The following is a 24,078-nucleotide window of genomic DNA, read 5'->3' as shown; positions in this document are numbered from 1 at the left end:
ATGCTCCGGAAGTTGGTGATGTATCTCTCTGCATTTTTACCGATGTTTTTGATTATGTGGATCAAAGAGATACTATTGGGAATCAGAAATGTACTGGACAAACCATGGAAGTATTCCTGGAAAAGTATTTATCTAAATCCATATTTGATTGGGGAAATTATAGTAATTCTTCTTATCGGACTAGTATTACATTGTTTGCTGAAACGTAATCAAAGGACCAGCGTGTATACTATAACGCTTAAAACAGTAAAAAATCGGTCTGTGGAATACTATCTTGCATACTATTCGCTGTTTATTTTGGCCCTAATTGAATTTTCGCTAACAGATCCAATCGATTTGACGGTTTTATTACTTTTACTTTTTGTATTGGGTATTGTTTATATCAAAAATGATCTCTTCTTTATGAATCCTACAGTTAACATTTTTCAGAGCTATATCTATGAAGTCGAGTACGAGACACATCAAACTACTATATCAAAACTTATTATCTCTCCGATAAAACTTTCGGAAGGGAACATCATAGATATTGATGTTTCAGAGTTTGAGTTTACCTTTTTTAGGAGGAAACATGAAGACAGAAACTAAGCAGCGAATAGATCAAATCCGGCACGGAAATGTTCCAGAGGGATATAAAAAAACAAAAGCAGGTATTCTCCCTGTCGATTGGGATGTGCATATGCTTGGAGATTGCCTTAGCCGTGTGGAGAAACCGGTGGAGGTTAAGCCTAACGAATTGTACACTCAAATCGGTATCCGTTCCCATGGAAAAGGCCTCTTCTATAAAGAACCCATTACAGGTGCAGCGCTGGGAAACAAGGCGGTCTTTTGGATTGAGCCGGACTGCTTTATCGTGAATATTGTTTTCGCATGGGAACAGGCAATCGGGAAGACCACACAATCTGAAGTAGGAATGATTGGCTCCCACCGTTTTCCAATGTACCGTCCAGTAAACGATAGAGTTGATGTCGATTACCTGATTTCTTATTTTTTGACAAAACGAGGAACCGATATTCTGGAGGCAGCCTCTCCTGGAGGAGCAGGGCGAAACAAAACTCTGGGGCAAGATCGCTTTTTAAAAAGCAAAATCATACTGCCACCCATTGAAGAACAACGAAAAATTGCTGCCATCCTCACCACCCAGGACAAAGTAATTGAGCTGAAAGAAAAACGCCTTGCGGATAAGCAGCGGCAGAGAAAGTATCTTATGCAGCAGCTTTTGACCGGTAGAAAGCGTCTTCCGGGGTTTAGTGGTGAGTGGAAAAATATAAAACTATGCGAGGTTCTTTCTGAGCGAAAAGAGAAGAATGTCGAGCAAAATTTGAGAATTTGTTCGGTAGCAGTTCAAAAAGGTGTAGTAGACCAAGTTGAACATTTAGGAAGAAGCTATGCAGCAAATGATACTTCAAACTATTCTGTGGCTCATTATGGAGATATCATATACACCAAAAGTCCTACCGGAGATTTTCTATATGGAATTGTTAAGCAGAACTTATTGCAGGAAACTGTTGCAGTTTCGCCGCTATATGGAGTATTTATACCCATGACATTTGGTCTTGGATACTTTTTACACACATATTTTCAATCTGCTATTTGTGCGCGAAATTATCTGTTGCCAATTGTACAGAAAGGGGCAAAAAACACAATTAACATTACAAATGATACATTTATCTCGAACAAATTGTATTTGCCTATTGATGCAGAAGAACAAAAAGCGATAGCGGATACTTTTATTGCCGCTGACCGAGAAATCGACCTGCTCCAGCAGGACATCGAGCAGGAAAAACAAAAGAAAAAAGCCCTGATGCAACTACTGTTGACGGGCATTGTGAGGGTGAAAGTGTGAAAGAGATATATCATGACATTTTTATCGGCAATGAGCAAGATTACTATGCAATACAGCGGGAGAGAAATTGGACAATCCTACATTGCTGTAAGCATCCATTTCACTGCCAATTTGTAGGGTATCGTGGCACTTTACCTCCTACCCATCCCAATTATGCGTTAAAGCGCATTGAAAATGAAATGGCACTTAATCTTGTTGACATGGATCGGTTTAGTGAAAATTATTTGGACTTTAATCGAGATATGTTTGATACCGCTTTTTCATTTTTGGATGAGTATAGACTTCAGAGGTACAAAATCCTTATTCATTGCAACCAGGGGGAATCGCGGGCTCCAACAATTGGCTTACTATATATTGCACGCTTGGGGGCATTCAAATATGCCGATTTCGATACCTCTGTTCAAAAATTAAAGGAAATATACCCTGTATATATGCCGAAAAGAAATATATTTTTGACTGTTAAGTCCCTTTGGAGAGACTTTGTACAGAATCCAGTAGAGGAGGTGAATACATAATGGCAACCAATCCCCCCAGCGGTGACGGACATAGAAACGGTGCGGTAAAAGACCGTTCTCAGACTTTCAACCCTGTTACAAAACAATGGGTAAAACGAGACAGTGACATCGGTCGTTTTATGGATGTCAAAAAGGATGGAACTCCTTTTAAGGGAGTCCGCAAAGAAAAGTAAATCCAGAGACAGGAGAGCGAGGCGGGATTTCCCGCCCCGCTATTCCTGCTTTTACTGATATTTCCGAAAGGAGGCAACCATGGACAAATCCCTGTACTTAGAAAAGAATATCAGCCAGCAGCCGGCCATTGATCTGCTGCGGTCCATAGGCTATACCTATATATCACCGGAGGACTGCGAGGCGCAGAGAGGCAGCCGATACCATGTGCTGCTGAAAGACATTCTCCGAGGCCAGCTGCGGCGGCTCAATCGCTATGCCTTCGCCGGTGCGGAAAACGAGTTTTCCGCCGCCAACATCGAGCGGGCTATGGAAGATCTGGATGAGCCTTTAACTGACGGCCTGATCCGCTCCAGTGAAAAAATCTATGATGCCCTGTTGCTGGGCAAAAGCTATCCAGAGACTGTAGGTGAGGGCAAAACCCTCAGTTTCAATCTGAAATACATTGACTGGGAACATCCGGAGAACAACCTGTTCCATGTTACCGAGGAGTTTGCAGTAGACAGTCGGGACAAGCTTCACAACGCTCGTCCGGATATTGTGCTGTTTATCAACGGTATCCCCTTCGCTGTCATTGAGTGTAAAACGTCCCAGATCAGCGTGGAGCAGGCTGTGGAGCAGAATATCCGCAACCAGCAAAAAGAGTATATCCCACAGCTCTACAAATTTGTTCAGATTGTGATGGCTACCAATAAAAACGCGGTGAAGTATGCCACCACCGGCACGCCTAAGAAGTTCTGGAATATTTGGAAGGAGCAAGATACTGCTTTTCTGGAAGAGGCACTGGCCCAGCATATAACTGACCGCACCCCCACTGAGCAGGATCTGAATCTGATTTCTCTGTTCAGCAAAGAACGGGTCATGGAACTGATCCGGTACTTTGTGCTCTTTGACGCCAATGTAAAGAAGATTTGCCGGTATCAGCAGTATTTCGCTATCAAAGAAATAATCAAAACCATTCAGCAGCCGGATGAAAAGGGCGACCGTCAAAGTGGCGTCATCTGGCACACTCAGGGCAGCGGCAAGAGCCTGACCATAGTTATGCTGGCAAAGTATATCTTAATGGAACTGTCCGACTGTAACCCGAAAGTAGTCGTTGTCACGGACCGCAAGGAACTGGATCGGCAAATTGCTGCCACCTTTGCGCACACCCGCCTCAATCCGGCCCGGGCCACCAGTGGACGGAATCTGGTGGAGCTGCTGAATAACGGCAAGGCGGATGTGGTTACTACCATCATCAATAAGTTCAACACCGCTGAGAAAATGGAGCATAAAAACTTTTCACGGGATGTGTTCCTGCTGGTGGATGAGAGCCACCGATCCAACTATGGCCTGCTGGCTACGAAAATGAGAGCGGTATTCCCCAATGCCTGCTACATCGGCTTTACCGGAACGCCTTTGATGAAAAAAGAGAAGAATACCATGGCGAAGTTCGGAAAGCTGATCCATAAATATACCATCAAGGATGGCGTGGAAGATGGAGCCATTGTGCCGCTCATTTACGAAGGCCGCTTTGTGGAACAGAATGTGGACGAGGCAAATATCGACCTCTGGTTCAAACAGACCACCAAGCGGCTTACGGAAGCGCAGCGGGATGATCTTTCCCGGAAATGGAGCAGCATTCGCCGCCTGACCTCTACCGATGCTCGTATCAAGCGGATTGCTCTGGACATCAATGAGCACTTCATCGAAGGATACAAAGACACTGGCTTTAAAGCTATGCTGGCCACTAACTACAAGCGGGATGCGATTCGGTATCTGGAATGTTTTGAGCAATTTGGGGATTTGAACTGTGCTGTGGTGATCTCACCGCCTGATCTGCGGGAAAGTGTAGACGATATAGACGAGGGTGCCGACGATAAGGTCATTGCCTACTGGAATAAAATGATGAACCGCTACGGTGACGCAGATGCCTACGAAGAGGCAATGAAGAACCAGTTCTGCGCAGGGGACATCGATATTCTCATCGTGTGCAGTAAGTTGCTTACCGGCTTTGATGCCCCCATCTGCCAGGTACTCTACATCGACAAAGAGTTGAAAGAACACGGTCTGCTCCAGGCTATCGCCCGCACCAATCGTCTATATGAAGGCAAGGACTACGGTCTCATTGTGGACTACCGTGGACTGATTGAAAAGCTGGATACCGCTATGGATCTGTACAGCGGCGCCGGGCTGGAGAACTTTGACGGCGGAGACCTGAAGGGTGTCGTGGTGGATGTTATGTCCTCTGTGGCTGGCCTGCGGGAAGCCTATACCCGGCTGACGGAACTGTTTGCAGACTTGAAAAATCCGTGCGACACCGAAGAAGTGGAAGTGTTTCTTGCTGACGATAAGAAGCGAGAGAACTTTTATAATCTTCTCTGTGCTTTTGGTAAAGCGTTAAATATGGTGCTGAATGCGGAACAGGCTTATACAGCCGTTCCGAAAGATGAATTGAAGCAGTATCAAAACACCTTTATCTTTTTCTCTAAGGTACGCCGCAGCGTGAAAATTCGTTACTGCGATGCCATTGATAACCGGGAATATGAGCCGCTGATGCAAAATCTTCTTGATACACACCTCTCGGTAGCTGGCCTGAAGCAAATTACCAGCCCCATTGATATTCTAAACAAGGATGACTTTGAGCGGGAATTGGAGGAATTGGGATCTCTTCGAGCAAAGGCAGATGCTATTACCAGCAAATTGACCCGCAGTATCAGCGAAAAGTATCAGGAGAATCCCGCCTATTACGACAGTTTCTCCAAGCGGATCAAGGACGCATTGGAGCAGTACAAGGAAAAGGTAATCTCTGAGGCCGAATATCTGGCAAAGATGCGTACCATCATGGAAGACTATCACACTGGGAAAAGCACCGTGACCTATCCGGAATCCATCAAAAATAATGTTCACGCCCAGGCGTTTTATGGTGTTCTGTCAGCGGTGTTTGATGAAGCAAAGGAAGCAGAAGTTTCTCCTGATTTTGCTGCAGAGATTGCGGAAGAGATTACAAAAATTGTGGCCAATCACAGTCAAGTGGATTGGAGCAACAACAAAACAATCCACGATCGAATCTCGCAGGATATTGATGACCTTTTTTATGACTATGAGAAAGAATGGGGATTAAAACTGTCTTTTGACACCATTGATAAGATCATCGAAAATGTTAAAACAGTAGCACTTCGGAGGTTTTGACAACAATGGCACAGGCAAGAACCGTCTTATATGAAAATAATGAGATCCACTATCTGCTGGAACAGAAGCCGGTGAAAAATCTCAATCTGCGGATTCATAAGGATTGTATGGTTTATGTTTCAGCTAATCCAGATGTCCCAGCTGAAAAAGTTGACGATTTTGTAGTGAGCAAAGGAGCCTATATCCGTTCAGCACAAAGAAAGTTTCGTGAGATGGCACAGTATGCACCTCAGCCCAAGCAATATGTCAGTGGAGAGACTTTCTATCTGCTAGGAAGAGGAGTTCGACTGAAAGTGGAGAAAAATCTGCGGGACACAATTTCCTCCGATGGGATATTTTTGCAACTTTATGTGAAAGACACCGAAGACTTTGCGAAAAAGCAAAGGATGGTGACTCGTTACCTGGATGAGCAATGTCGAACTATTTTTGGAGAGATTATTTCAGAAATCTACCCAGTATTCAAAAAATATGGAGTGCCTATGCCGACATTACGGATTCGTGATATGGAGACACGGTGGGGCTCTTGCTTGGCAAAAAAGGGGGTTATTACACTGAACAAGCGTTTACTGGAAGCCCCCCGAAACTGTATCGAATATGTCGTAATGCATGAGCTCTGTCATTTTATCCACCCAAATCATTCAAAGCATTTTTATAGTTTTTTGGCCATGCTAATGCCTGATTGGAAAGAACGCAAGACAGTTTTAGATCGTAGTGCAACATTTTGGCTATAAACGATAGGGAGGAAAAATAATGCCGATGTGGTTATGTCGCACCGGACGATATGGCGAGTTTGAAAATAAATTTCTTGAAGATAATAGGGTATATTGCACCTGGGACAATCTCACCGAATCAATCATGCAGTTCCACACCAAGCAGGACTTACAGCAATACTTTGCGGACAATAACCCAGTTGTAAAGGTAAAAACAGCGATGAACTGGGCAAGCCAGGTATGGCCGTTTGCCCATGAGATGAAAAAGGGAGAGATCGTTGTCCTCCCCAGCAAGATCAAGCCTGTAATTCATTTTGGCAAAATCATGGGGGATTATGAATTCTTATCTAACAACAATAATCCTTATTATCATGCACATCAAGTTGATTGGTTTGCCTGTGATATCCCCCGTACAGCTTTCGACCAGGACATCTTATATTCTTTGGGGGCCTTTATGACCATTTGCCGTATTAAGCAGGAAGATCGCATAAAAGCCGTCATCAATGCACATAAGCAGGGAAAGAAAGCACCCCAAATTATTCCGCAAGAGTCGCAGGATGATGAAGAAACACGGGATATTGAAAATGAAGCTTTGGGGGTTATCACAAACCTGATTATCCAAAAGACCAAGGGGCATGGTTTAGCAAAAATTGTAGATGCAATTCTTCGGGCAAAGGGATTCACTACATATGTTAGTCCGGCCGGACCGGATAAAGGTGTGGACATTCTGGCTTCTGCGGGCACACTTGGTTTTGGAAGTCCCAAAATCTGTGTTCAGGTTAAGTCCACGGACGCGCCAGTAGATCGGGTTGTTTTGGATCAGTTGGGCGGGGTGATGAAAAACTTTAGTGCCGAATATGGCTTGTTAGTGTCATGGAGTGGGTTCAAATCTTCAGTTATCAACGAGACGGCCAAACAGTTCTTTGAAATCCGGCTTTGGACTCACAAAGAAATTATTGAGGAATTCCTGCGATATTACGATCAGATGGACGATGAAATCAAAGAACTGATTCCGCTCAAAAAAATTTGGGTCGTGAGCAACGATGATCAGTAATTAAAATGCTTTGATGAAGAATCAATTGTATTATATAATTGGTTTGTAAGATGTAAATCATCCTCAATTTACTGGCAACACCATGGCAACAAAAAATCAGATAGCCTCTACTATCTGAATAATGAAAAGAATACCAATACTCTAAGCTAAATCCCATAAGCAAATATGTTTAGAAAACTTCTGGCAGGAGCGAGTGGGAATAAATCGAGAGGTCGCAAAAGCCCAGTGTTTATGCGGGTTTGCGGCACTTCAAGAGCTCTTTTGATAACAGTTGTACAGGAGCCATTATTCTTGCTGTTCACTGGTTTACGGGTGAGAGAATAAAGGGAAAGGCCTTTTGATATAACAATCCATATTAGAATGCCCTTAACTGTGGGTAACACGGCTAAGGGCGTTTTGTCGTCTTTATTTGTCAGATTGAAGGCGGCCTTTGAATGCGTTAACGAGAGTATCACTAAGCTCCTGTGATGGCACTTTCGCCCAATGCTGCGTGGTGTCAAACTTCGGGTAATTGTACCGCCACTGGTCGCAATCTTCCCTGCTGATTTCCTCAGCAGAGAGCTTGTCCGCTTGTTCTTTCCAAGCGCAGAGCATTTTCAGCAGTCCGGCGGCATCCTTATTTTTCTCTTTGCTGATCTTTAAGCAGATTTCACCGTCTGATTCTCTGACGGCAAGTCCGTAAATGTCCTCAAGGGTAAATACGGTGTGCATAAGCCTGATGTAGCTGTCAATGTCTGATATGCCCAGAGCCTGCGGCCCAACGTCGAGAGCTTGTGCCAGTACAGCCGTCAAGTCTTTCTTTGGCTTAGCAAGATTGGCGCAAAGGAAATCCCCCATGGCAGAATGAATTGTGCGGTGTTGCCAATTGCTTACCTAGCCAGATGCGCGCAACATGGATTAAGTAGCTGCACTTGATTCGCCGGATAAATCTCCCCCATTGCAGAGTACAAGCGTGAAGGAAAGGTTTCTCCACGCTCGTACTCTGTTTTTGATTTTTTAGGTTTCCACGACTCTTACTCCACACAGCTTTCCATTACGGTCATAGACCGTAGCCAGATCACTCTCCCCTCCATCAGTGGAACCTACTGAGAACACACCGCCGTCCGGGCGCAAGTCAGAAAAGCTTTTCACAGCCCGACCCTTATAGCGAATGGTTTTCCTGCCATCTCTCTCCTGGTAGCTCACACCATAGGGGGCATAACGCTCCATGTGTTCGGCAATGGTCTCCCCAGAGGCACCGTCACCCTCTTCGACGGCGGCTTCCGCGTTTATGACGGCGCCGCTCTCCACAAATCCCTTCTCCTGGCTTTCACGTACGCCGGTGAGCTTGCCGTTCTCATAGACCGCCTCCAAATTCAAGCCGTTTCCGCCCAGGCTATTGGCAATCCACAGCTGGCGCTCCTCGTCGAAAAGACTGCGTACTGGCCGGCCATTCCAATTCATGATCAACTCGCCGGTAGCCGCGTTGGTTTTTCCGACTAGGCCAAAGGGAGCATAGCGTTCCAGCTCCTTGGCGGTGTGCTCGGCCTCATACTGTATTTCAGCTCCCACATATTTCTGACCCTCCAGCGCGTCCAAAAACATCCGGTCAGGGGTGAATTCTTCCAGCCGCACCAGTGGACCCCTCCAGTCCTCACTGCCGTCCCCGTTGTCAATCCGTTCCCGGACCGTACGCACGTCGATGGCCCCCTCTGGGTCGTAGTGCTCATAGGTGGAGACAAAGCCCCCGCCGCACTCCGCGCCATCCACAAAGATGCGTACCCGCTGGCCTTTCCAGTACAGGTTGCCGTCATGGTTCTGGAAGGTAAGTCCACAGCGCCTATAGTCATCAAAGAGGCTGCCATAATCCACATTATTAAAAGAGGATTCCCTGCCGGCTTCGGCGGTCTTGTCGGTCACTGTGTAAGCTCTATCGCCACTGCCCAGCACCTGATCCAGAGGATTCACCACCAACATCGTGTCCTCCGCGCCATCCACGGTCTTAGACACCAAATAGCCCTTTTGGATCATCTCCAGCATTTCCTCATATTCGGCGATTGTTTCCGTCACCATCTCCTGGGTCCAGGTAAACCAGCCGGTGCTGGGCGTCCATCCTTTAGAGCCGATCATGCCATGCAGCGCTTTTTTCTCATCTTCCAGCCAGGCGGCGTATTCTTCGGCGGTCCACCATTCCACGTAGGGATCGGGATAGGCTGCGGCAAACTCTTCGTCCGTCATCGCCGTCCAGGTTTCACCATCGTCCCAGCTATAGTAGGTGACACCCTCCGCATCTGTATATGACATTAGCGTGTCTTTGTCCACCAGATCATACGTGGACTCCCACCCACCCCTGGCGGTGGTCTCCGCTTTAGCGGTGGTGGCAAATAAGGCCGCAGTGCCACCCACCAGGCTAACCGCCAGTAATAGCGCGACAATCGAATTCCGTTTTATCTTCATAATAGCCTGTATCCTTTCTTCAATAGGAGTTTTGCTGAAATGACTGCCTATCAACGCTGGCCCGCTTTTGGCCTCTTCCATATGGACAAGCGCCATCGCGTATCCGGCCCTGGTATCCTTTCCAAACTGACGGAGCACCGCCTCATCGCAGGCCAGCTCTATGTCCCGGTCGGCGAAAAGCACCATGACCCATACCAACGGGTTGAACCAATGTACACAGAGGGCGGCGAGCAAAAGCAGCTTAAACAGCCCGTCAAACTGGCGGATATGCATCCATTCGTGGGTCAGTATATAGTTTAAAGTTTCTTGATCTGTCCAATCGGTTGACTTGGGCAGAAGAATTACAGGCCGCAGGATGCCGTAGGTCAGCGGCGCATGGATTCTGTCCGACTGACGAACGGTCATGGAACGGCGCAGCGGGTGTCCCAAAAGCCACTCATTCACATAGGAATTGTAAAAAGGCAGGGCCTCCCTGAACTCTCTGCGGCATCTGATATAGGCCACCGCAAAGTATCCGGCAAAAATCAAAAAACCAGTCAGCCAGATCATGCCCAACGGATCAACCATAGAGACCGTACCGCCTGTAATTGTAGGCATTTCGGCGACTTCGCCCGCCAGCGGGGAGCGATGTATTCCTGTGGGCACAGGCTCATATACGGTGGCCGGCGTTGTCCTGCTAAAAAGCGAATACACACTGCACCCCGCCGGCAGGGAGAACGGGACCAGCAGGCGGGTTAACACCACCCCCCACAGAATGGGAAATAAGCGTTTGGGAAGCTGGTGCAAAGACAGCACCCGGACCAGCAGGACTGCCACGATGATAGCCCCGCCAGACAGGCTCATTTGCAGGAGACTCATAGCTTCACCTCGCCCTCAATAATCTCTTTCAGCCGGGCAATCTGCTCTGCCGGGAGTTTTTTGCGTCCTAACAGAGCGGCGAACAGCTTATCTACCGAGCCATCGTACAGCTTACCGATAAGCTCGTCGGTCTCAGCCTCCTGCACGGCCTCTTTGGGTATGAGGGCGTGACAGCGGAAGCCCGGCTCGCTGCGCTCTATGGCCCCCTTTGCAATGCACTTTTTGATGACGGTATAGGTGGTATTCATATTCCACCCAGTTTCTGTTTTGAGGATGTCAGAAATCTCTTTGGCGCTGCGGTCGCCCCCGCGCCAAAGCACGTTCATTACCTTTAACTCTGAATCGAACAGCTTCATGCGGATCTTCCTTTCCTTGAAACTATTGCAATAGTTTATGCATTTATACTATCACAGTAGTGCAGACGTGTCAACACTATTTGAGTAGTACAACTGTAAAGAATTTATGAACAGCGTAATGCGTCTCTCCTGGTAGACGAAGTTTCCGGTCTCCATTATCACACAGCCGGTTGAGCTTGCTGATAGCAGTTATCTTGGTTAGCTATAGCAACCAATGGACTGGCCGAGTACCGCGAAGCCGTCTCTTAGCGCTTTTGCCAGTGACCGCCGCTAATCCCGCTGTTCGCCATAAGCTCAGCTTTAGCCGCGTGATCGCTTTTGAGCAGGCTGCTCTAAAACATAAAACAAAAGGCCCCTAGAGCCTGTTTTAAAGCTAACTCTAGGGGCCTTTCCTATTCTACCTAACCCGGTCTTGCTCTGGTACTTCAAAAAATGAAAGGGCAGCATCATCTCTTTTCATAAACAGCAGCCCAAATGACCCTGGGCCGCAGTTGCTGGCAATAGCGGATGAGGCCTTTTGGAGATAGACCCGTTCAAAGGGGCCATATTGTTGTACAAGATTTTGGATGTACTGAAGTTTCTTTTCATCCATTCCAGAATATGTGATAAACAGGATGCGCCGGTCAATATTTCGGCTTTCTAAGAGCAACTGCCGCACATAACTTTTTGCTACACGCGTAAAGCTGCCCATCTTCATACCAGCAACTACCATTTTAGACTTTTTCAGCACAAGCACTGGATGTAGCAGCAGCGAATCACAGAGGACCTGTATCTGCTTTGATATTCGCCCCGCCTGGCATAGCATATGGGTATCGTTTATGATAAAGTCCGAAGAAATAAACCGTTTCATCCGCTTTGCCGACTCCACAATCTCTTCCTTTGTGGCATGGTGCTCTGCCATATAAGCCGCGCACAGTACAATCAGCCCCATGCTGCTGGAGAGGTGCCCAGAGTCTAATACCGTGACGTTTTCAAAAGACTTCGCCGCCTCACAGGCGTTTTGATACCCTTTGCTAACATGCTTTGCCATCGTGATATGGATTACGTTCTGGGCCTCTGTCAGTTTTTCGGCAAAAAAGCGTTCATAGTCCTCTACCTCAGGAGCCTGAGAATACCCTGTCCTTCCTTCGGCAAGGTGCATCAGCAGTTCATCGGCTTTCAGCTCCTGATCATCCAAAAAGCGCCCCTCGTCCGTGCAAACATAGTATGGGCATACAGAAACATCAAACTTCTTCCTTAGGGCGCTGGGAAGGTCGCATACGCTGTCTGTAGTGACCAAAATGGAGCGGCGCTTTACCTGCTCGAAAATTAATATATCTTTCTCAATATCCGACTGGCTGGCCTCTTCATTCAGATGGACCAGTTCCTTTGGCAAAATGCTTAAGACAGCCGCCTCCAGCAGTGTACCGCTTACAGGCTTTGCCAGATAACCGCTGAACCCCTCTTTGCGGTAGAGCAGCTGGTTGTCGCTGCCCGCATTGGCCGTTAAGGCAACTACAGGGACATCCTGGCACAGCCCTACCGGCTGCGCCCGTAGGGCATGAAGGCATTCTATTCCATTCATTTCCGGCATCATATGATCCATCAAGATGCAGTCATAATGGTGGTTTTGGGTCAGCCGGAGGCATTCCGCGCCACTCTTCGCCGTGTCGATTTGAATTTTGGTGTTTGCCAGCAGTTTGCCGACCACCATCAAGTTCATATCATTGTCATCCACCACAAGGATATGCGCGTCTGGGGCCTCAAAACTTTGTTTATACGATTCACTCTCATGCACCTTTGTGCGGGACGCTAATGTAAACGTTCCCAGCTCCTTCTCGTCTACAATGTCCTGGTCCAGCCGCACGATGAATGTGGAGCCTTTCGTATAGACGCTGTTCACGCTGATCTCGCCGCCCATCAGCTCCACCAGCTGCTGGACTATACTTAGCCCCAGCCCGGTGCCTTCTATAAAGCGGTTTTTCTCTTCATCCACCCGCCGGAAAGCATTGAAAATGTAGGGGATATTTTCTTTCTTTACCCCCTGCCCAGTATCTTCCACAGAATACCACACCCGCACCCGGTTCAGCGCCTGACGTTCGCAACGTATGGAAAGGGTGACAGAGCCTTTGCTGGTATATTTTACCGCGTTATTCAGCAGGTTGATCAAGATCTGCTTAATGCGCACCTCATCTCCGCAGAGCATGCTGGGGATAGACGGGTCCACATGCAGTTTAAATTCCAGCCCCTTTTCTTTGGCTTTGATCCAGATCATGTTAACGATTTCCGAAAAAAGCGTGCCCGTCTCATAAGAGACATTGACAATTTCCATCTTTCCGGATTTAATTTTGGACAGGTCCAGCGTGTCATTGATCAGCGTAAGCAGAAGCTTACTCGCTCCTTGGATATTCCTGGCGTTCTCCGCCACATCCTCGGGAATGTCCCCCCGCAGGATGATCTCGTTCAACCCAATGATAGTATTGATGGGTGTGCGGATCTCATGGCTCATGCTGGAAAAAAAGTGGTTTTCCGCTCGGTTCAGCTCTTCAATCTCCTTCTTCTGCTGCTGAGAAAGCTCGTTTTACACCGCTCTATGGCTTCCCTTCCGCTTAGGCAGGTATCTACCTCTATCCCATAGGTGCCCAGTACCCCCTTTGCCACCACAAGGTTCATCTCTTCGTCATCTACCGCCAAAGCCCTGACGCCTATGCAGGTAAAGGGTTTCCGGCCCGCGGCCTGATCCTCCGCAAATCCACGCTCACCCACCTCCCCGTTCAACAGGTTTGCCACAGAGAGCGCGGAAAACGGTTTATGTATCACCAGCAGCCCGCTTTTGCTATCTAGCGTAAACTCCCGTTCCGCAATCACAATTACTCGCTTTTGCTGGGCCAGTTCTTCATAATACTCCCGGTTCTCCTCATATTCCGGCTGGGCAATAAACACATGGGTCAGCACATGGCTGTTCTGTAGCTTGAGCAAGCCCTCGAAATTGTGGGCCTGGTACCCTTTGATGCCAAGCCCCCGCATCAGGCTTAAGATCAGCCCATCATAATAGCCGCGGACCTCCTCAAAGCTATACTTATCCGGCTTGAAAAAGCAGCCGATACACAGCTCATCCGCATGTGCCACCATGATACAGGGCCGCCAGTCCACAACGCCCTGAGGAATCACAATATGCGCATGCAGGCCCTGTTGGGTTTTGCTGGAAAAATGGATAAAACCGCCCATGGCGTTCAAAAGGCCCCGGGCAATAGGAAGCCCCAGCCCCAGCCCGCCCGCAAGGCGGTTGCTCCCGCTGTCCGCCTGGTAAAAATCATCATACATCTTGGTAAGCTGGGCGTTTGTCATTCCAATCCCAGTATCATGTATATCGATGATCAAGTTGACGCCATATCCCTCCTGGCGGTACCCTATACGGACGTTCACGCCGCCTTCCTCTGCGAACTTAATAGAATTTTCCACCAGAATTTTCAGCACATGGGCGATTTTCTCCGCATCTCCAATCAGGATAGCCGGTACCTTTGGGTTAATATCAAACACCAACTCCTTTAAAATGTATTTTGAGAACACGCAAAAACACACACAGAAAATATAAAAGAAAATCCAGAGACGGAACACGCGGAGAATGGTATAGAAACTGTTGGGAAAAGAAAAGAGGCGCAGTACGTCTTTTCTCTGGTTTGTGGCAGCCATGTAGGGCATTCCAGCCGGCATTCTCAAACCACTCCCCCCAAATCCTGCCCCATCAGAATTATATCAGAAAAAAGCCGGTAAAAGGTGAACCGCCCCAGTAAAAACGGACAGTAGACAAAAAGCCCCCTATGTAGTTATTTTCCTACATAGGGGGCTTTTTTGTGCTGTCCGCACATCCTGGGGCAGTTCAAAGGAGCAACCGGCTTTTTTTTGCGTTTAATATCTAGAGGCAGACACCTATATCCCGCGGCAAAACGGTCCTACGGAAAACTGTTTTTTTACTTCACCGCCGCCCGGCGTATCAGCAGCCAGGTGAGGATGGAAAAGAACCCTGTAAGTAAGGTGCAGGTAAGCGCCATTCTAGGCAGGGAGCCATAGCACAACCGGACGGCCTCTATGATAAACTTTAGGACTTTTGCCTCAAGGGCGGGGGAACTGACAAGATACGAGGAAAAAAGGATGAACAGCGTGGGCGTGCCCGCCCAGAAGATGATTTTTCCTATTTTATGCAGGCGATACATGAATACCGTGACAAGATACCCAAGAGAGCAAACAGCCAGCAGGAAAAAGAAGCTGAACACAATGGAAGGAAGTATGGCCGGGCCGCCATGGCTGGCGTAGACCATCTCGTAAAGGGATTCTGACCGGAAGCTGTCCGGGAACGCGGTGTGGAGCGCTGTAACCAATAAGGTATAGGCCTCGTCTGCCACAGCCATAATCGCGCAGGTCGTACCCATAACGGCCAGTCGTGCTAAAAACTGGCTGCGACGGGAAATTCCATGCTGCAAGTTTATTAGAAAACTTTCCTTAAAGGCGCAAAGAGAAAGGATGAAAGCGAAAACAGCGGTTATCGCGGTAGCGCCGTTGGTAGAGACAAAACCACTGGCCTCATGGGGAACAAAAGGCATGGCAGCCAGGGACACTAAGATCATACTGACCAGTACCGCGTAATACACAAAAAAGGCATAGCGCTGCTCCCAGAGCTGATAACGGAAAGACTGATAAATTTTCATGAGGATACCTCTTTTTTCCTAAATTCAAGAATTGGTAAGCTGGATAAACATCTTTTGCAGATCCATGGGCCCAAACTCCAGGTCTTTGGCGGCCTCTCCAGTTTGGTCCGGAACCCCCAGCACATAAGCTGTGCGCAGGCCGCCTAAAGCGTCTACGCCCAGTATCTTTTTACCCTGAATGTAGGTTTCTACAGCCGCGGCCCCACCAGAGACCGTATAGCCTCCTGCCAGCATGGTTTCCCGTGATTCCTGCCGCAGAACCTCCCCCTCCTTGATAATTACTACATCCTCCACCAGGTTCGCCACCTCCTCGATCAGATGGGTGGAGAGCACCACCGTAAAGGGTTCTTCCCCATATTTTTCCAGCAGCCGCTTGTAGAAGAGCTCCCGGTGGTTGGCGTCCAGGCCCAACACAGGCTCATCCAGCAGCACATAGGGGACATTGACCGATAGGGCCAAAATCAGCTTGAAAATGGAGCGGTAGCCAGTGGATAGTCCGGAAATCTTTGCTTTGGCCGGCAAACCAAAGTCCCCCAGCAGTTTCATGGCATGGTTCTTGTCGAAACTGGGGTAAAAAGCCTGTGCCCAGCGAAAAGCTCCATTGACCCGCATAGCGTCTGGGTGTAAGGTAGATTCGCTCATCAAAAATATTTTAGACTGGGCCCGGTCGTTTTCCAGGCCGTTTTCGCCGTCAACCAGCACCGTCCCTCCATCAGGGAAAATACGGTTTGTCAGGATGTTTAACAAGGTAGACTTCCCCGCACCGTTGCGGCCCAGCAGGCCGTAGATCCGGTTTTCCTCAAACACAACGCCGACCCCTTTTAAGGCCTGTACCTGCCCAAACCTCTTAACAACATTTTGTAACTGTATGGCCATTCTCTTACCGTCCTTTCTCCGTACTGTCAAATTCTAGCGCGACCATATCCAGCAGCTCCTGCCGGGCTACGCCCAGGCGCTTTGCTTCCGCCACCATGGCCGCCACAAAGCGGGCGGAAAACTCGCCTTGGCGTTTTTTTTGCAGCAAGGCCCTGGCTCCCTGGGCCACAAACATACCAACGCCCCGTTTTTTGTAAGCCACCCCCTGGTCCACCAATAGGTTGATGCCCTTTAGGGCTGTGGCCGGATTGATGGTATACCGCACGGAAAGCTCTGTGATAGAGGGCAGCTGTCCTTCCTCCATTAAAGCGCCGGACAGTACCGCGTCCTCCAGGCTCTCAGCGATTTGCAGGAAAATGGGCTTTTCTCCGCTTAAATCCAGCTTTTGCATGTGCGCCTCCCTTCCGAGCTAGTTAATCACTCAAGTAATTAACCACAATTGTAATATACCACTATGGACGTGATTTGTCAAGGGGTCCAGAAAAAATTATCGTTTATGCACTCTCCCCACCTTTCCCGCTTTTAAAAGCCAGCTTTGCCCCCTGGTGGGCTAATGGCCTTCCTTCTGGCTGCCCACGCAAAAAAGCCGCCCGTTTTTATACCGGACGGCTTTCTGCATAATGTGATCGCTCTGATTCTATCTTTTGCGGCCGCAGGCCCCCAAAAGGCCTTAAGGCAGCACCGCGCAAAAATGGTGCGCGAGCTGCACGGCCCGCCATAATAAGGGCTCCACCGGCAGGCCCAACTGCGCGTTCCCTTTTGCCGCCTGTGCCCGCCCCCAGCATTTTAGGTGCTCTTTTTGTCTGTTCATTTATTGACAGTCAGGGCCTGATTTCTCTGTTTCAGCTGGGCGCGCTGCCCGCTGTCAATGTGGGTTAAGGCGTTAATATATAGACTCTCCATTAGGCAGAAAGAGGGAATTCGTTTTGCCATGCTCTCACCAATCATATTCTCCCCAAATACTGCGGTGGTCAGCAAAATATCCGCCTGCTTGCCAATGGGAGAAAAGGGATAATTGGTCATGGCAATAATGGTGGCCCCCTGCTCCTTTGCACAGTGCATGGTGGAAAGGGTGGTACGGGTCGTCCCGGAATGACTGACCGCCAAAAGCACGTCCCCGGCCTTCAGCTGCGAGGCCATCATTAGGGCTACGTCATAGTCTTGGGAAAAGTGCACGTTCATGCCCAGGCGGAAGAATTTATAGTATCCCGACATAGCCACCACCGAGGCGTCGCCGATCCCCGCAAATTGCAGCTTTTCCGCTTTTAGAATCGCTTCTAAGGCTCTCTCGTAGGTCTTTGTGTCTATCAGGCTAACCGTGTCCTCAATGGCCTGAATAGAAGAGCGCATCACCTTTTTCATCACCGTAGCGCTATCGTCCTGTTCCTCAATGCCCCTATAAAGACAGGTCAAATCTTCCCCTGTGTCTTTTTTCAATAGGGCAGCTTTCAGCTCAGAGTATCCATCAAAGGCCAAACGGTACCCCAGGCGCACCAGGGTTGCCTCGCTGCACCCCGCCTTGGCGGCCACCTCCACAATAGAGCCGTGGGCAAAGCCCTCGGGATCTGCCAGAAGATAGTCCGCCGCCTTGCGCTCGGCAGATTTTAGGGAATCGTATACCGACTGGATCCGCAAAAGACAGTTATAAGAAATCTTTTGTATCTGCGGGTCTAACAGGTCAACGGTCATAATCACTCACGGCCTTTCTATTAAGTTTACCAAAACTCTTAGGATATCGAGGTTCTGGGTTCAAGCCCTACATATCATATATATTATACTACCTTCTCCCACTGGATTGCTATTGATAATTCTAACAAAATTCCAGCGTCAAAGTTGAACCAAAACCTTCAGGGAATCCCCCCCGCGGGCCATTTCAAAGCCCTGGAGAATCTCCTTTAGGGGCACCACGGCCGAGAGAAATGGCTTTGCCCGTATCTCCCCCCGCTCTAAAACATCCAAAGCGTCCCGCAGTCCGCTGGCCGGGTAGGAAAAGGCCCCGGTCACAGTCAGCTCATTATAGTGGATCAGGTTGGAGTCCAGAGGAGATAGCGCCGCGTTTTTGGGCACCCCGCCGTAAATCACCAGGGTCCCTCTTTTACGCAGCATTTCCAAGCCTTGCTGTTGTACAGCGGCAGTGGGCACCGCCGAAATAACCGCGTCGGCCCCCCGGCCGCCGGTGGCCTCCAGCACCCGGCTAACCACTGCCTGCGGATGGTGGTTGTCCAGCAGCAGGGTGGGGCCAAAGTCCTCCGCCAGATTAAGGCGGTCCATGCCCGCCATAATCACTCGGGAGACTCCCCTGGCCTTGGCCAGCTGCAAATGCAGGCAGCCCACCGGCCCGTCTCCTAAAATCACCAGGGTATCCCCCGGCCCCAGCCCCAGCCGGTTCTGACAGGCCACCACAGCGGCGGCAGTTTCAGAAAGAGCCGCCTCTTGATAAGAAAGGCTGGGGGGAATCTCCTCCAAAAATCCGTGGTCTATCATCTCCCCAGACAGGGCTATATATTGGGCAAAGCCCCCAGGGTAATGGGTGCCCAGCATTTTGTGGTTTTCGCAGAGGTTTACCAGGCCCTTTTGGCAGTACCAGCAGGTTTTGCAATGGATGTCCGGGGCCAAGGCCACCCGGGCCCCCGCCTTCCAGGGCAGGCCCCCTTTTACCTGCACAATCTCCCCCACGGCCTCATGTCCCATGATTTGGTTGGTGACGCCGTCCTTTAGTCCGTTGGAGAAATTGCGCACATCGCTGCCGCAAATACCGCAAAAGCGCACCCGTATCAGTACCCCTGGGTCCGGGCACTGGGACACTGGGAGGGTTTCAATCTCCATTTGCCCCGGCCCTTTAAAAACTGCCGCCTGCATCCACTCCATCTCAACCGCCCTCCTTCCCCCCGGTCAGGCGCTCACCCACCGCTCCGCCGGGATGAATAACAGCAAATTGTTCTCGGGTGTATCCGGTTTCCCACATCAGGGCCACGCACACCGCGTCAAAGGCGGCGATTACCGACACGGTACTGGCTGTGGCCAGCATATTAAAGGGGTCGGGTTCCCGGTCCACCGCCACGTTCAGCACCAGGTCCGCGGCCTGGGCCAGGGCGGAGCCCCGGTTTTCGGTAACGGCCACTACCCTTGCGCCCTTGGCCTTTAAAGCGGGCAGCAGCCGAACCAGCTCGGCGGTATTTCCGCCCTTACTGACAAGGACGCACACGTCCCCCGGCCTCACAGCGCCCAGCCCCCCGTGTACGGCGTCCGAAGGGACCAGGAAAAAGGAGGGACGCGCAACGCAGTTTAGGGAGTGGGAGATTTTTTGGGCCGCCATAGCCGAAGTACCGCAGCCACTAAGGACAATCCTCCCCTTAGTCTCTGCCAAAAGATGAATCAGCGCCAGCCACTCCGGCCCCTGGATTTTTTCCGCCAGCCCCCGGATGGACTGGGCCTCGGTCTCTATGCTGTGTTGTACTTGTTCCAGCAGTTCTTGGTCTGTCACATAACCGCCTCCTATTCTGTTTCCTGCAAATTCCGGCGCAGCCGGAGATATTCTTCATATTTTTGCTGATAGAGGTTCCGCTTCTTGCTGTTGGGCTGGTAAACAGCCTCTACCCGGGCGGCGGCGGCCGCGCTTTCTTCTAGGCTGGCATAAATCCCAGCCGCCTTTCCCGCCAATAGGGCCGCGCCCAGGCAAGCCGCCTCTCGAACCCGAAGGGTGGCAACCGGTCGGCCATACACATCCGCTTTCAGCTGTAGGCCCGCCGGAAACCGGGCTCCGCCGCCCACGCAGCGCAGCTCTTCCACCGCCCCGCCCTCTTGCTGGAACAGCTCCAAATACCGGCGCATTTCAAAGCACAGCCCCTCCAGCAGCGATTTGACCACCTCTTCTCGAGTGGTGGAAAGGCTTAGCCCGGTTACGGTTCCCATGCTCATCCCAGATTCCACCGCCTGTAGAATGGGCACAGTCAGCAGCCGGGTGGGCTCTTCTGGCAGGGCCTCCAGCAGGGGGCCGTATCCCTCCACCGCGAAAAAATCCTTATAGCGTTGCAGGCAGACGCCCCCGGTGTGGTTTAGGCCAAACGTAAAGAATTTTCCCGGAAGCGCATAGGGGTAGCAGGGGCAGCCCCCGGCCAACAGTCCGCCGGTTAAGGCCGGGGCCGGCAGCAGGGTAGAGACCACCTCTGCCGTGCCATGAGAGTCCAGGGCCATCCCCACTTTGCACACCCCGGCTCCCAGAGCCGCGCACACTTGGTCGTGAGCCCCTGCCGCCACGATGGTTTTTTCAGAAAGGCCCAGCTCTTGGGCCAGCTCCTTCCGGACCCACCCCACCGGCGTGCCCGAAGGGCAGATTTCGGAGAGCTTCTCTTGGGCAACGCCCGCCGCGTCCAGCAGCTCCTGGTCCCACCGGCCGTCCGAAAGGCGAACCGCCATGGTTCTTCCCGCGCTGCCGCTGTCCAGCTTTGCCTCTCCGCACAGACGCAGCACCATAAAATCAGCATAGGTCATGGCCCGGTGGGTCTTTTGTAAAAGCGCCGGATGATTTTTCGCCACCCACATCAGTTTGAGAAAGAAATTCAGCGGGTGGGGCGGCATACCGGTCCTTTTGTACAGCGCCTCTTTGCCCCAGCGTTTTTCCATCTCTTCCGCCTGGGCGCTTCCCCGGTAGTCCATGCCCAGCTGTACAGGGGCCAGCAGCCGCTGCTCCCGGTCCAGTAAAAGCAGGGCGTCCCCCTGGGCCGAGACGCTGGCGGCCGCTACATCGCCGCCCCCCTGGGCCACGGCGGCCCGCACCGCCAGCTTGGTTTTCTGCCATACCAACGCGCCATCCTGCTCTGCCCGGCCTGGGGCGGGCAGGTCTACCCCATAGGTCTCCATGCCGCAGCCAAGCATCTGTCCGTCTTGAGAAAACACCCCGGCCTTTACGCCTGTGGTGCCCACATCAATCCCCAAAAGCTTCATGGCAGGCTCTCCTTATTCTGTAAAAAACACGTTCTCGGTCTGCCGCTGCTGGTCCTGGTCGAAGAAGTCCAAGCGCAGGCCGGGCAGGTACTCCGCCGCTGTATAAAGAACCGGCAGCACATTGCCATGCAGGCCCGTGGCGTGGTGTACGTAGGGCCCCTTCACGATCATGGTTTCCACCTTGGGCCAATTGGGCACTTCTACCCACAGGTAGGTGCCATGATTTTTAGGCCCTTCAATGCCCTGGGCCGTGCCCAGCAGCAAGCCATACTCTCCGTGGTCCCCGTCAAAGCGCAGCAGGGTGATCTCTCCGCCCCGGCACTCCGCCGTTACCGACCCAGGACAGTTATCCTGGAAAGCAAAGGGCTGGGTGACCACCGGAGTCTCCTTGGCCAGGGAGAGGGGCCACGGCCCGCAGTGCTGAAGCAGCTCGCCGTTTTCCACCTCCGGGTGGCGTACGCTCCAGTCCACAAAGAAGCTGGGAGAGGCCCCCCGGCCCGCCGCTTGCAGCAGAATGGAGGAAATAGCTCCGTGCACGTCCGTCTCGCAGGCCACGGGAATGCCCTCCTCTGTCAGCAGGGCGTTAGCCAGGCAGGGCATAACCCCCAGCGTCTTTTGCAGGGAATACCAGCACTGGATGGCTACGGCCCCGCAGCCGTTCTCTTGGGCGTAGGTCTTCATGGCGGTTTTCAGGCAGGCCAGCTTGCGTACCGCGTCCCGGCCGATTTCCACCCGAGCTCGGGCGTACACCTCCTCCACCGTAGCCTGCACCTCCGGCGGGTTTTCCTCCATCAGCTGGTCCACCCGCCGCACCAGGTCGCTGACAGACACCGGGAACACCTGAATACCGAACTTTTCCAGCAACTCGCCCTCGTTGTACATCATGGTCCAAAAGTCGTCGGGCCGCACGCTGAGCTGTAAAATCTTTGCCCGGTGGAATTCCTTTACCACATTGGCCGCGTCCAGAAAGATCTTCATCCCCTTGGCAAACAGCGGGTCCTCGGTCCGGCAGTTGGGCAGGTAGGTAAAGGGCGCGTTCATCCGCCTTAGCACCTTGCCGGTGGCGAACAGCCCGCACTGGGTGTCCCGCGAGCGGGATCCGTCCGCTTCGGGGGCGCCGTCCCGGGGCCCCCACAGCAGGGTGGGCAGCCGAAAAGCCGCGGCCACCTTGGCCACGCTGTGCTCAGATCCAAAGTTGCAGTGGGGGAAGAACAGGGCGTTTACCCCCCGGGCCTGGAACTTGGCAATGGTTTTATCCACGTCCTCTTTGCCCCGCAGCAGGCCCTCTTCGTTGATGTCCTCCAGGTCCACCAGCTCTACCGGGCCCAGGTCCAGGGCCCCTAGCCGCTGGTAGAGGAGCTCCTTCTGCTCTCGGGCGTCCGGGTTTACAAAGGCGCTGCCCCGTCGGGTGGGGGCCACGCCCAGAATGATTTTATGGTCCATAGCGATTCCCTCTCTTAATGAATAATGACTTTGGGTCTTTCAGGCTCCTCTTAAATAATCGAAAGCACTGTCTTTTGGTCCACAAGCGGCCCCTTTCCGCGTGGAACGCCCTTGCCAATCCGCAAGATTGACGTAGTCAGCGCGGCTAACTACAGCGGCCCTTCTCCTGGAAACGGACCGCTTCTGGCCAAAAATCTGCCATTTTCTCTATTTCTAAACAGGCCCTAGTCCGCTGATTCCAGAATCAGCACAATATCCTGGTCCCTGCCCCGATGGGCTGGAGCAAACACTTTCTCCCCTTGATTGGGGAATAGGCCGATCTCGGTCTTTTTTCCGGTGACTGGGCAGAACCAGCCGGCCTTTACCTGGGCTCCGGGCAAAGCCCCCAGCCGTACCGGCAGGTTGACTCCGTTGGGGGCGTAGAACAGGGCGTAGCGCTCTCCCCGGGTGGCGGCAATGTAGTTGGCCCCTGGGTAATTGCCCGCCAGCAGCTCCTGGCAGGGTACCCGCTCAAAGAAGGGGTAAGAGAGGACCAGGTCCTTTAGGTGGCGTACCTGGCAGGCGCCGGGGCGCTCTAGATCCTCCTCCCAGGTCAGGGGATAGTAGGCGGAAAACTCCCGGTTCATCCTCCACACGCTGTGGTGGCCGTAGGTGACCCCAAAGCCCCCGGCGAACACGCTCCAGTAAGCGGCCTGGCGCACGTCCGGGGCGTCGAAGTAGCCGTTTTCCGGGTTAAAGTCCACCGGGTGGTCCTCATAGCGGTGCTCGGCGTCCAGGGTGGGCTTTACAGAAGCCAGGGCGTAGTCGTGGGCGATGAACTCGTAATTTTTCAGGTTGCGGAAGTTGTGGCCAGACTGAATCATATGGAAGTCCAGCCAGTCCTCATGGGGGAAATAGTAAGAACCTGTTTAGTATCTAGCCAACCATCCGGTCCAGTGATAAAATAGAGGGGATGAGGGGGGAAGACAGGTGAGGAAAAGCTATCCAAGTGACATCAGTCGGAAACAATTTGAAGA

General features: G+C 51.3%; 21 protein-coding genes and 1 pseudogene. 7 read left to right on the top strand and 15 right to left on the bottom strand.

The genetic code is table 11. The features are described 5' to 3' along the window. The 7 genes from U8U68_RS22780 to U8U68_RS09580 all read left to right on the top strand — a co-directional run bounded on the left by U8U68_RS22780 (position 1) and on the right by U8U68_RS09580 (position 7,464). Entirely contained in the window at positions 1 to 585 is a 585-nt protein-coding gene (locus U8U68_RS22780; protein WP_496196377.1) for a KwaA family protein, read from the top strand. Continuing rightward, positions 569 to 1,843 (top strand): restriction endonuclease subunit S, encoded by a 1,275-nt coding sequence (locus tag U8U68_RS09605; RefSeq protein WP_322200593.1) that lies wholly within the window; start codon positions 569 to 571, stop codon positions 1,841 to 1,843. The genes U8U68_RS22780 and U8U68_RS09605 overlap by 17 nt, the downstream gene beginning before the upstream one ends. Beyond that, positions 1,840 to 2,358: a protein-tyrosine phosphatase family protein gene (locus tag U8U68_RS09600; RefSeq protein WP_322200592.1), complete on the top strand. Its 519-nt coding sequence runs from the start codon at positions 1,840 to 1,842 to the stop codon at positions 2,356 to 2,358. Before U8U68_RS09605 ends, U8U68_RS09600 begins: the two co-directional genes overlap by 4 nt. Continuing rightward, complete coding sequence (locus U8U68_RS09595; RefSeq protein WP_322200591.1) at positions 2,358 to 2,531, top strand: hypothetical protein; 174 nt, start codon at positions 2,358 to 2,360, stop codon at positions 2,529 to 2,531. The genes U8U68_RS09600 and U8U68_RS09595 overlap by 1 nt, the downstream gene beginning before the upstream one ends. 79 nt (positions 2,532 to 2,610) lie before the next feature. Further along, the gene (locus U8U68_RS09590; RefSeq protein WP_322200590.1) at positions 2,611 to 5,700 is read left to right on the top strand and encodes a type I restriction endonuclease subunit R; all 3,090 of its coding nucleotides are present in this window, start codon (positions 2,611 to 2,613) and stop codon (positions 5,698 to 5,700) included. A 5-nt stretch (positions 5,701 to 5,705) separates the two neighbouring features. Next, positions 5,706 to 6,431 carry a M48 family metallopeptidase gene (locus U8U68_RS09585; protein ID WP_322200589.1) on the top strand — a complete coding sequence of 242 codons (726 nt, stop codon included), beginning with the start codon at positions 5,706 to 5,708 and terminating at the stop codon, positions 6,429 to 6,431. A 19-nt stretch (positions 6,432 to 6,450) separates the two neighbouring features. Beyond that, positions 6,451 to 7,464: a restriction endonuclease gene (locus U8U68_RS09580; protein ID WP_322200588.1), complete on the top strand. Its 1,014-nt coding sequence runs from the start codon at positions 6,451 to 6,453 to the stop codon at positions 7,462 to 7,464. A gap of 405 nt (positions 7,465 to 7,869) precedes the next feature. Here the strand turns inward: U8U68_RS09580 and U8U68_RS09575 are convergent, their stop codons facing one another. The 15 genes and pseudogenes from U8U68_RS09575 to U8U68_RS09505 form a co-directional block, all read right to left on the bottom strand. Continuing rightward, positions 7,870 to 8,301 carry a transcriptional regulator gene (locus tag U8U68_RS09575; RefSeq protein WP_322200587.1) on the bottom strand — a complete coding sequence of 144 codons (432 nt, stop codon included), beginning with the start codon at positions 8,299 to 8,301 and terminating at the stop codon, positions 7,870 to 7,872. Positions 8,302 to 8,460: 159 nt separating this feature from the next. Further along, positions 8,461 to 10,758 carry a M56 family metallopeptidase gene (locus U8U68_RS09570; protein ID WP_322200586.1) on the bottom strand — a complete coding sequence of 766 codons (2,298 nt, stop codon included), beginning with the start codon at positions 10,756 to 10,758 and terminating at the stop codon, positions 8,461 to 8,463. Then, entirely contained in the window at positions 10,755 to 11,120 is a 366-nt protein-coding gene (locus U8U68_RS09565; RefSeq protein ID WP_322200656.1) for a BlaI/MecI/CopY family transcriptional regulator, read from the bottom strand. Before U8U68_RS09565 ends, U8U68_RS09570 begins: the two co-directional genes overlap by 4 nt. A gap of 391 nt (positions 11,121 to 11,511) precedes the next feature. Next, a complete protein-coding gene (locus U8U68_RS09560) occupies positions 11,512 to 13,635 on the bottom strand; it encodes a DegV family protein (protein WP_322200655.1) in 2,124 nt (707 codons plus the stop codon). Further along, a complete protein-coding gene (locus U8U68_RS09555; RefSeq protein ID WP_322200585.1) occupies positions 13,632 to 14,633 on the bottom strand; it encodes an ATP-binding protein in 1,002 nt (333 codons plus the stop codon). The genes U8U68_RS09560 and U8U68_RS09555 overlap by 4 nt, the downstream gene beginning before the upstream one ends. A 431-nt stretch (positions 14,634 to 15,064) precedes the next feature. Beyond that, complete coding sequence (locus U8U68_RS09550; protein WP_322200584.1) at positions 15,065 to 15,799, bottom strand: hypothetical protein; 735 nt, start codon at positions 15,797 to 15,799, stop codon at positions 15,065 to 15,067. 24 nt (positions 15,800 to 15,823) lie between these two features. Next, entirely contained in the window at positions 15,824 to 16,675 is an 852-nt protein-coding gene (locus U8U68_RS09545; RefSeq protein WP_322200583.1) for an ATP-binding cassette domain-containing protein, read from the bottom strand. Positions 16,676 to 16,679: 4 nt separating this feature from the next. Next, a complete protein-coding gene (locus tag U8U68_RS09540) occupies positions 16,680 to 17,066 on the bottom strand; it encodes a GntR family transcriptional regulator (RefSeq protein WP_322200582.1) in 387 nt (128 codons plus the stop codon). A 416-nt stretch (positions 17,067 to 17,482) separates the two neighbouring features. Further along, positions 17,483 to 18,364: a MurR/RpiR family transcriptional regulator gene (locus U8U68_RS09535; RefSeq protein ID WP_322200654.1), complete on the bottom strand. Its 882-nt coding sequence runs from the start codon at positions 18,362 to 18,364 to the stop codon at positions 17,483 to 17,485. Between the two features lie 138 nt (positions 18,365 to 18,502). Beyond that, positions 18,503 to 19,543, bottom strand: a complete 1,041-nt coding sequence (locus U8U68_RS09530; protein ID WP_322200581.1) for an alcohol dehydrogenase catalytic domain-containing protein — start codon at positions 19,541 to 19,543, stop codon at positions 18,503 to 18,505. Between the two features lies 1 nt (position 19,544). Continuing rightward, the gene (locus tag U8U68_RS09525) at positions 19,545 to 20,159 is read right to left on the bottom strand and encodes a KpsF/GutQ family sugar-phosphate isomerase (RefSeq protein ID WP_322200580.1); all 615 of its coding nucleotides are present in this window, start codon (positions 20,157 to 20,159) and stop codon (positions 19,545 to 19,547) included. A gap of 11 nt (positions 20,160 to 20,170) precedes the next feature. Further along, positions 20,171 to 21,619, bottom strand: a complete 1,449-nt coding sequence (locus tag U8U68_RS09520; RefSeq protein ID WP_322200579.1) for an FGGY-family carbohydrate kinase — start codon at positions 21,617 to 21,619, stop codon at positions 20,171 to 20,173. A gap of 12 nt (positions 21,620 to 21,631) precedes the next feature. After that, positions 21,632 to 23,062, bottom strand: coding sequence for an L-fucose/L-arabinose isomerase family protein (locus tag U8U68_RS09515; protein ID WP_322200578.1), 1,431 nt, complete (start codon positions 23,060 to 23,062; stop codon positions 21,632 to 21,634). Between the two features lie 224 nt (positions 23,063 to 23,286). Further along, positions 23,287 to 23,598, bottom strand: a complete 312-nt coding sequence (locus U8U68_RS09510; protein WP_322200653.1) for a putative collagen-binding domain-containing protein — start codon at positions 23,596 to 23,598, stop codon at positions 23,287 to 23,289. Beyond that, positions 23,584 to 23,949: pseudogene (locus U8U68_RS09505) on the bottom strand (apiosidase-like domain-containing protein); the annotation flags it as partial. The gene U8U68_RS09510 and the pseudogene U8U68_RS09505, both read right to left, overlap by 15 nt. Positions 23,950 to 24,078 lie beyond the last annotated feature (129 nt).

This window comes from Acutalibacter intestini (assembly GCF_034334985.1).
GTDB lineage: Bacteria > Bacillota > Clostridia > Oscillospirales > Acutalibacteraceae > Acutalibacter > Acutalibacter intestini.
Note: the sequence above shows the minus strand (reverse complement) of the source record. Positions and strands in the feature narration are given on the sequence as shown.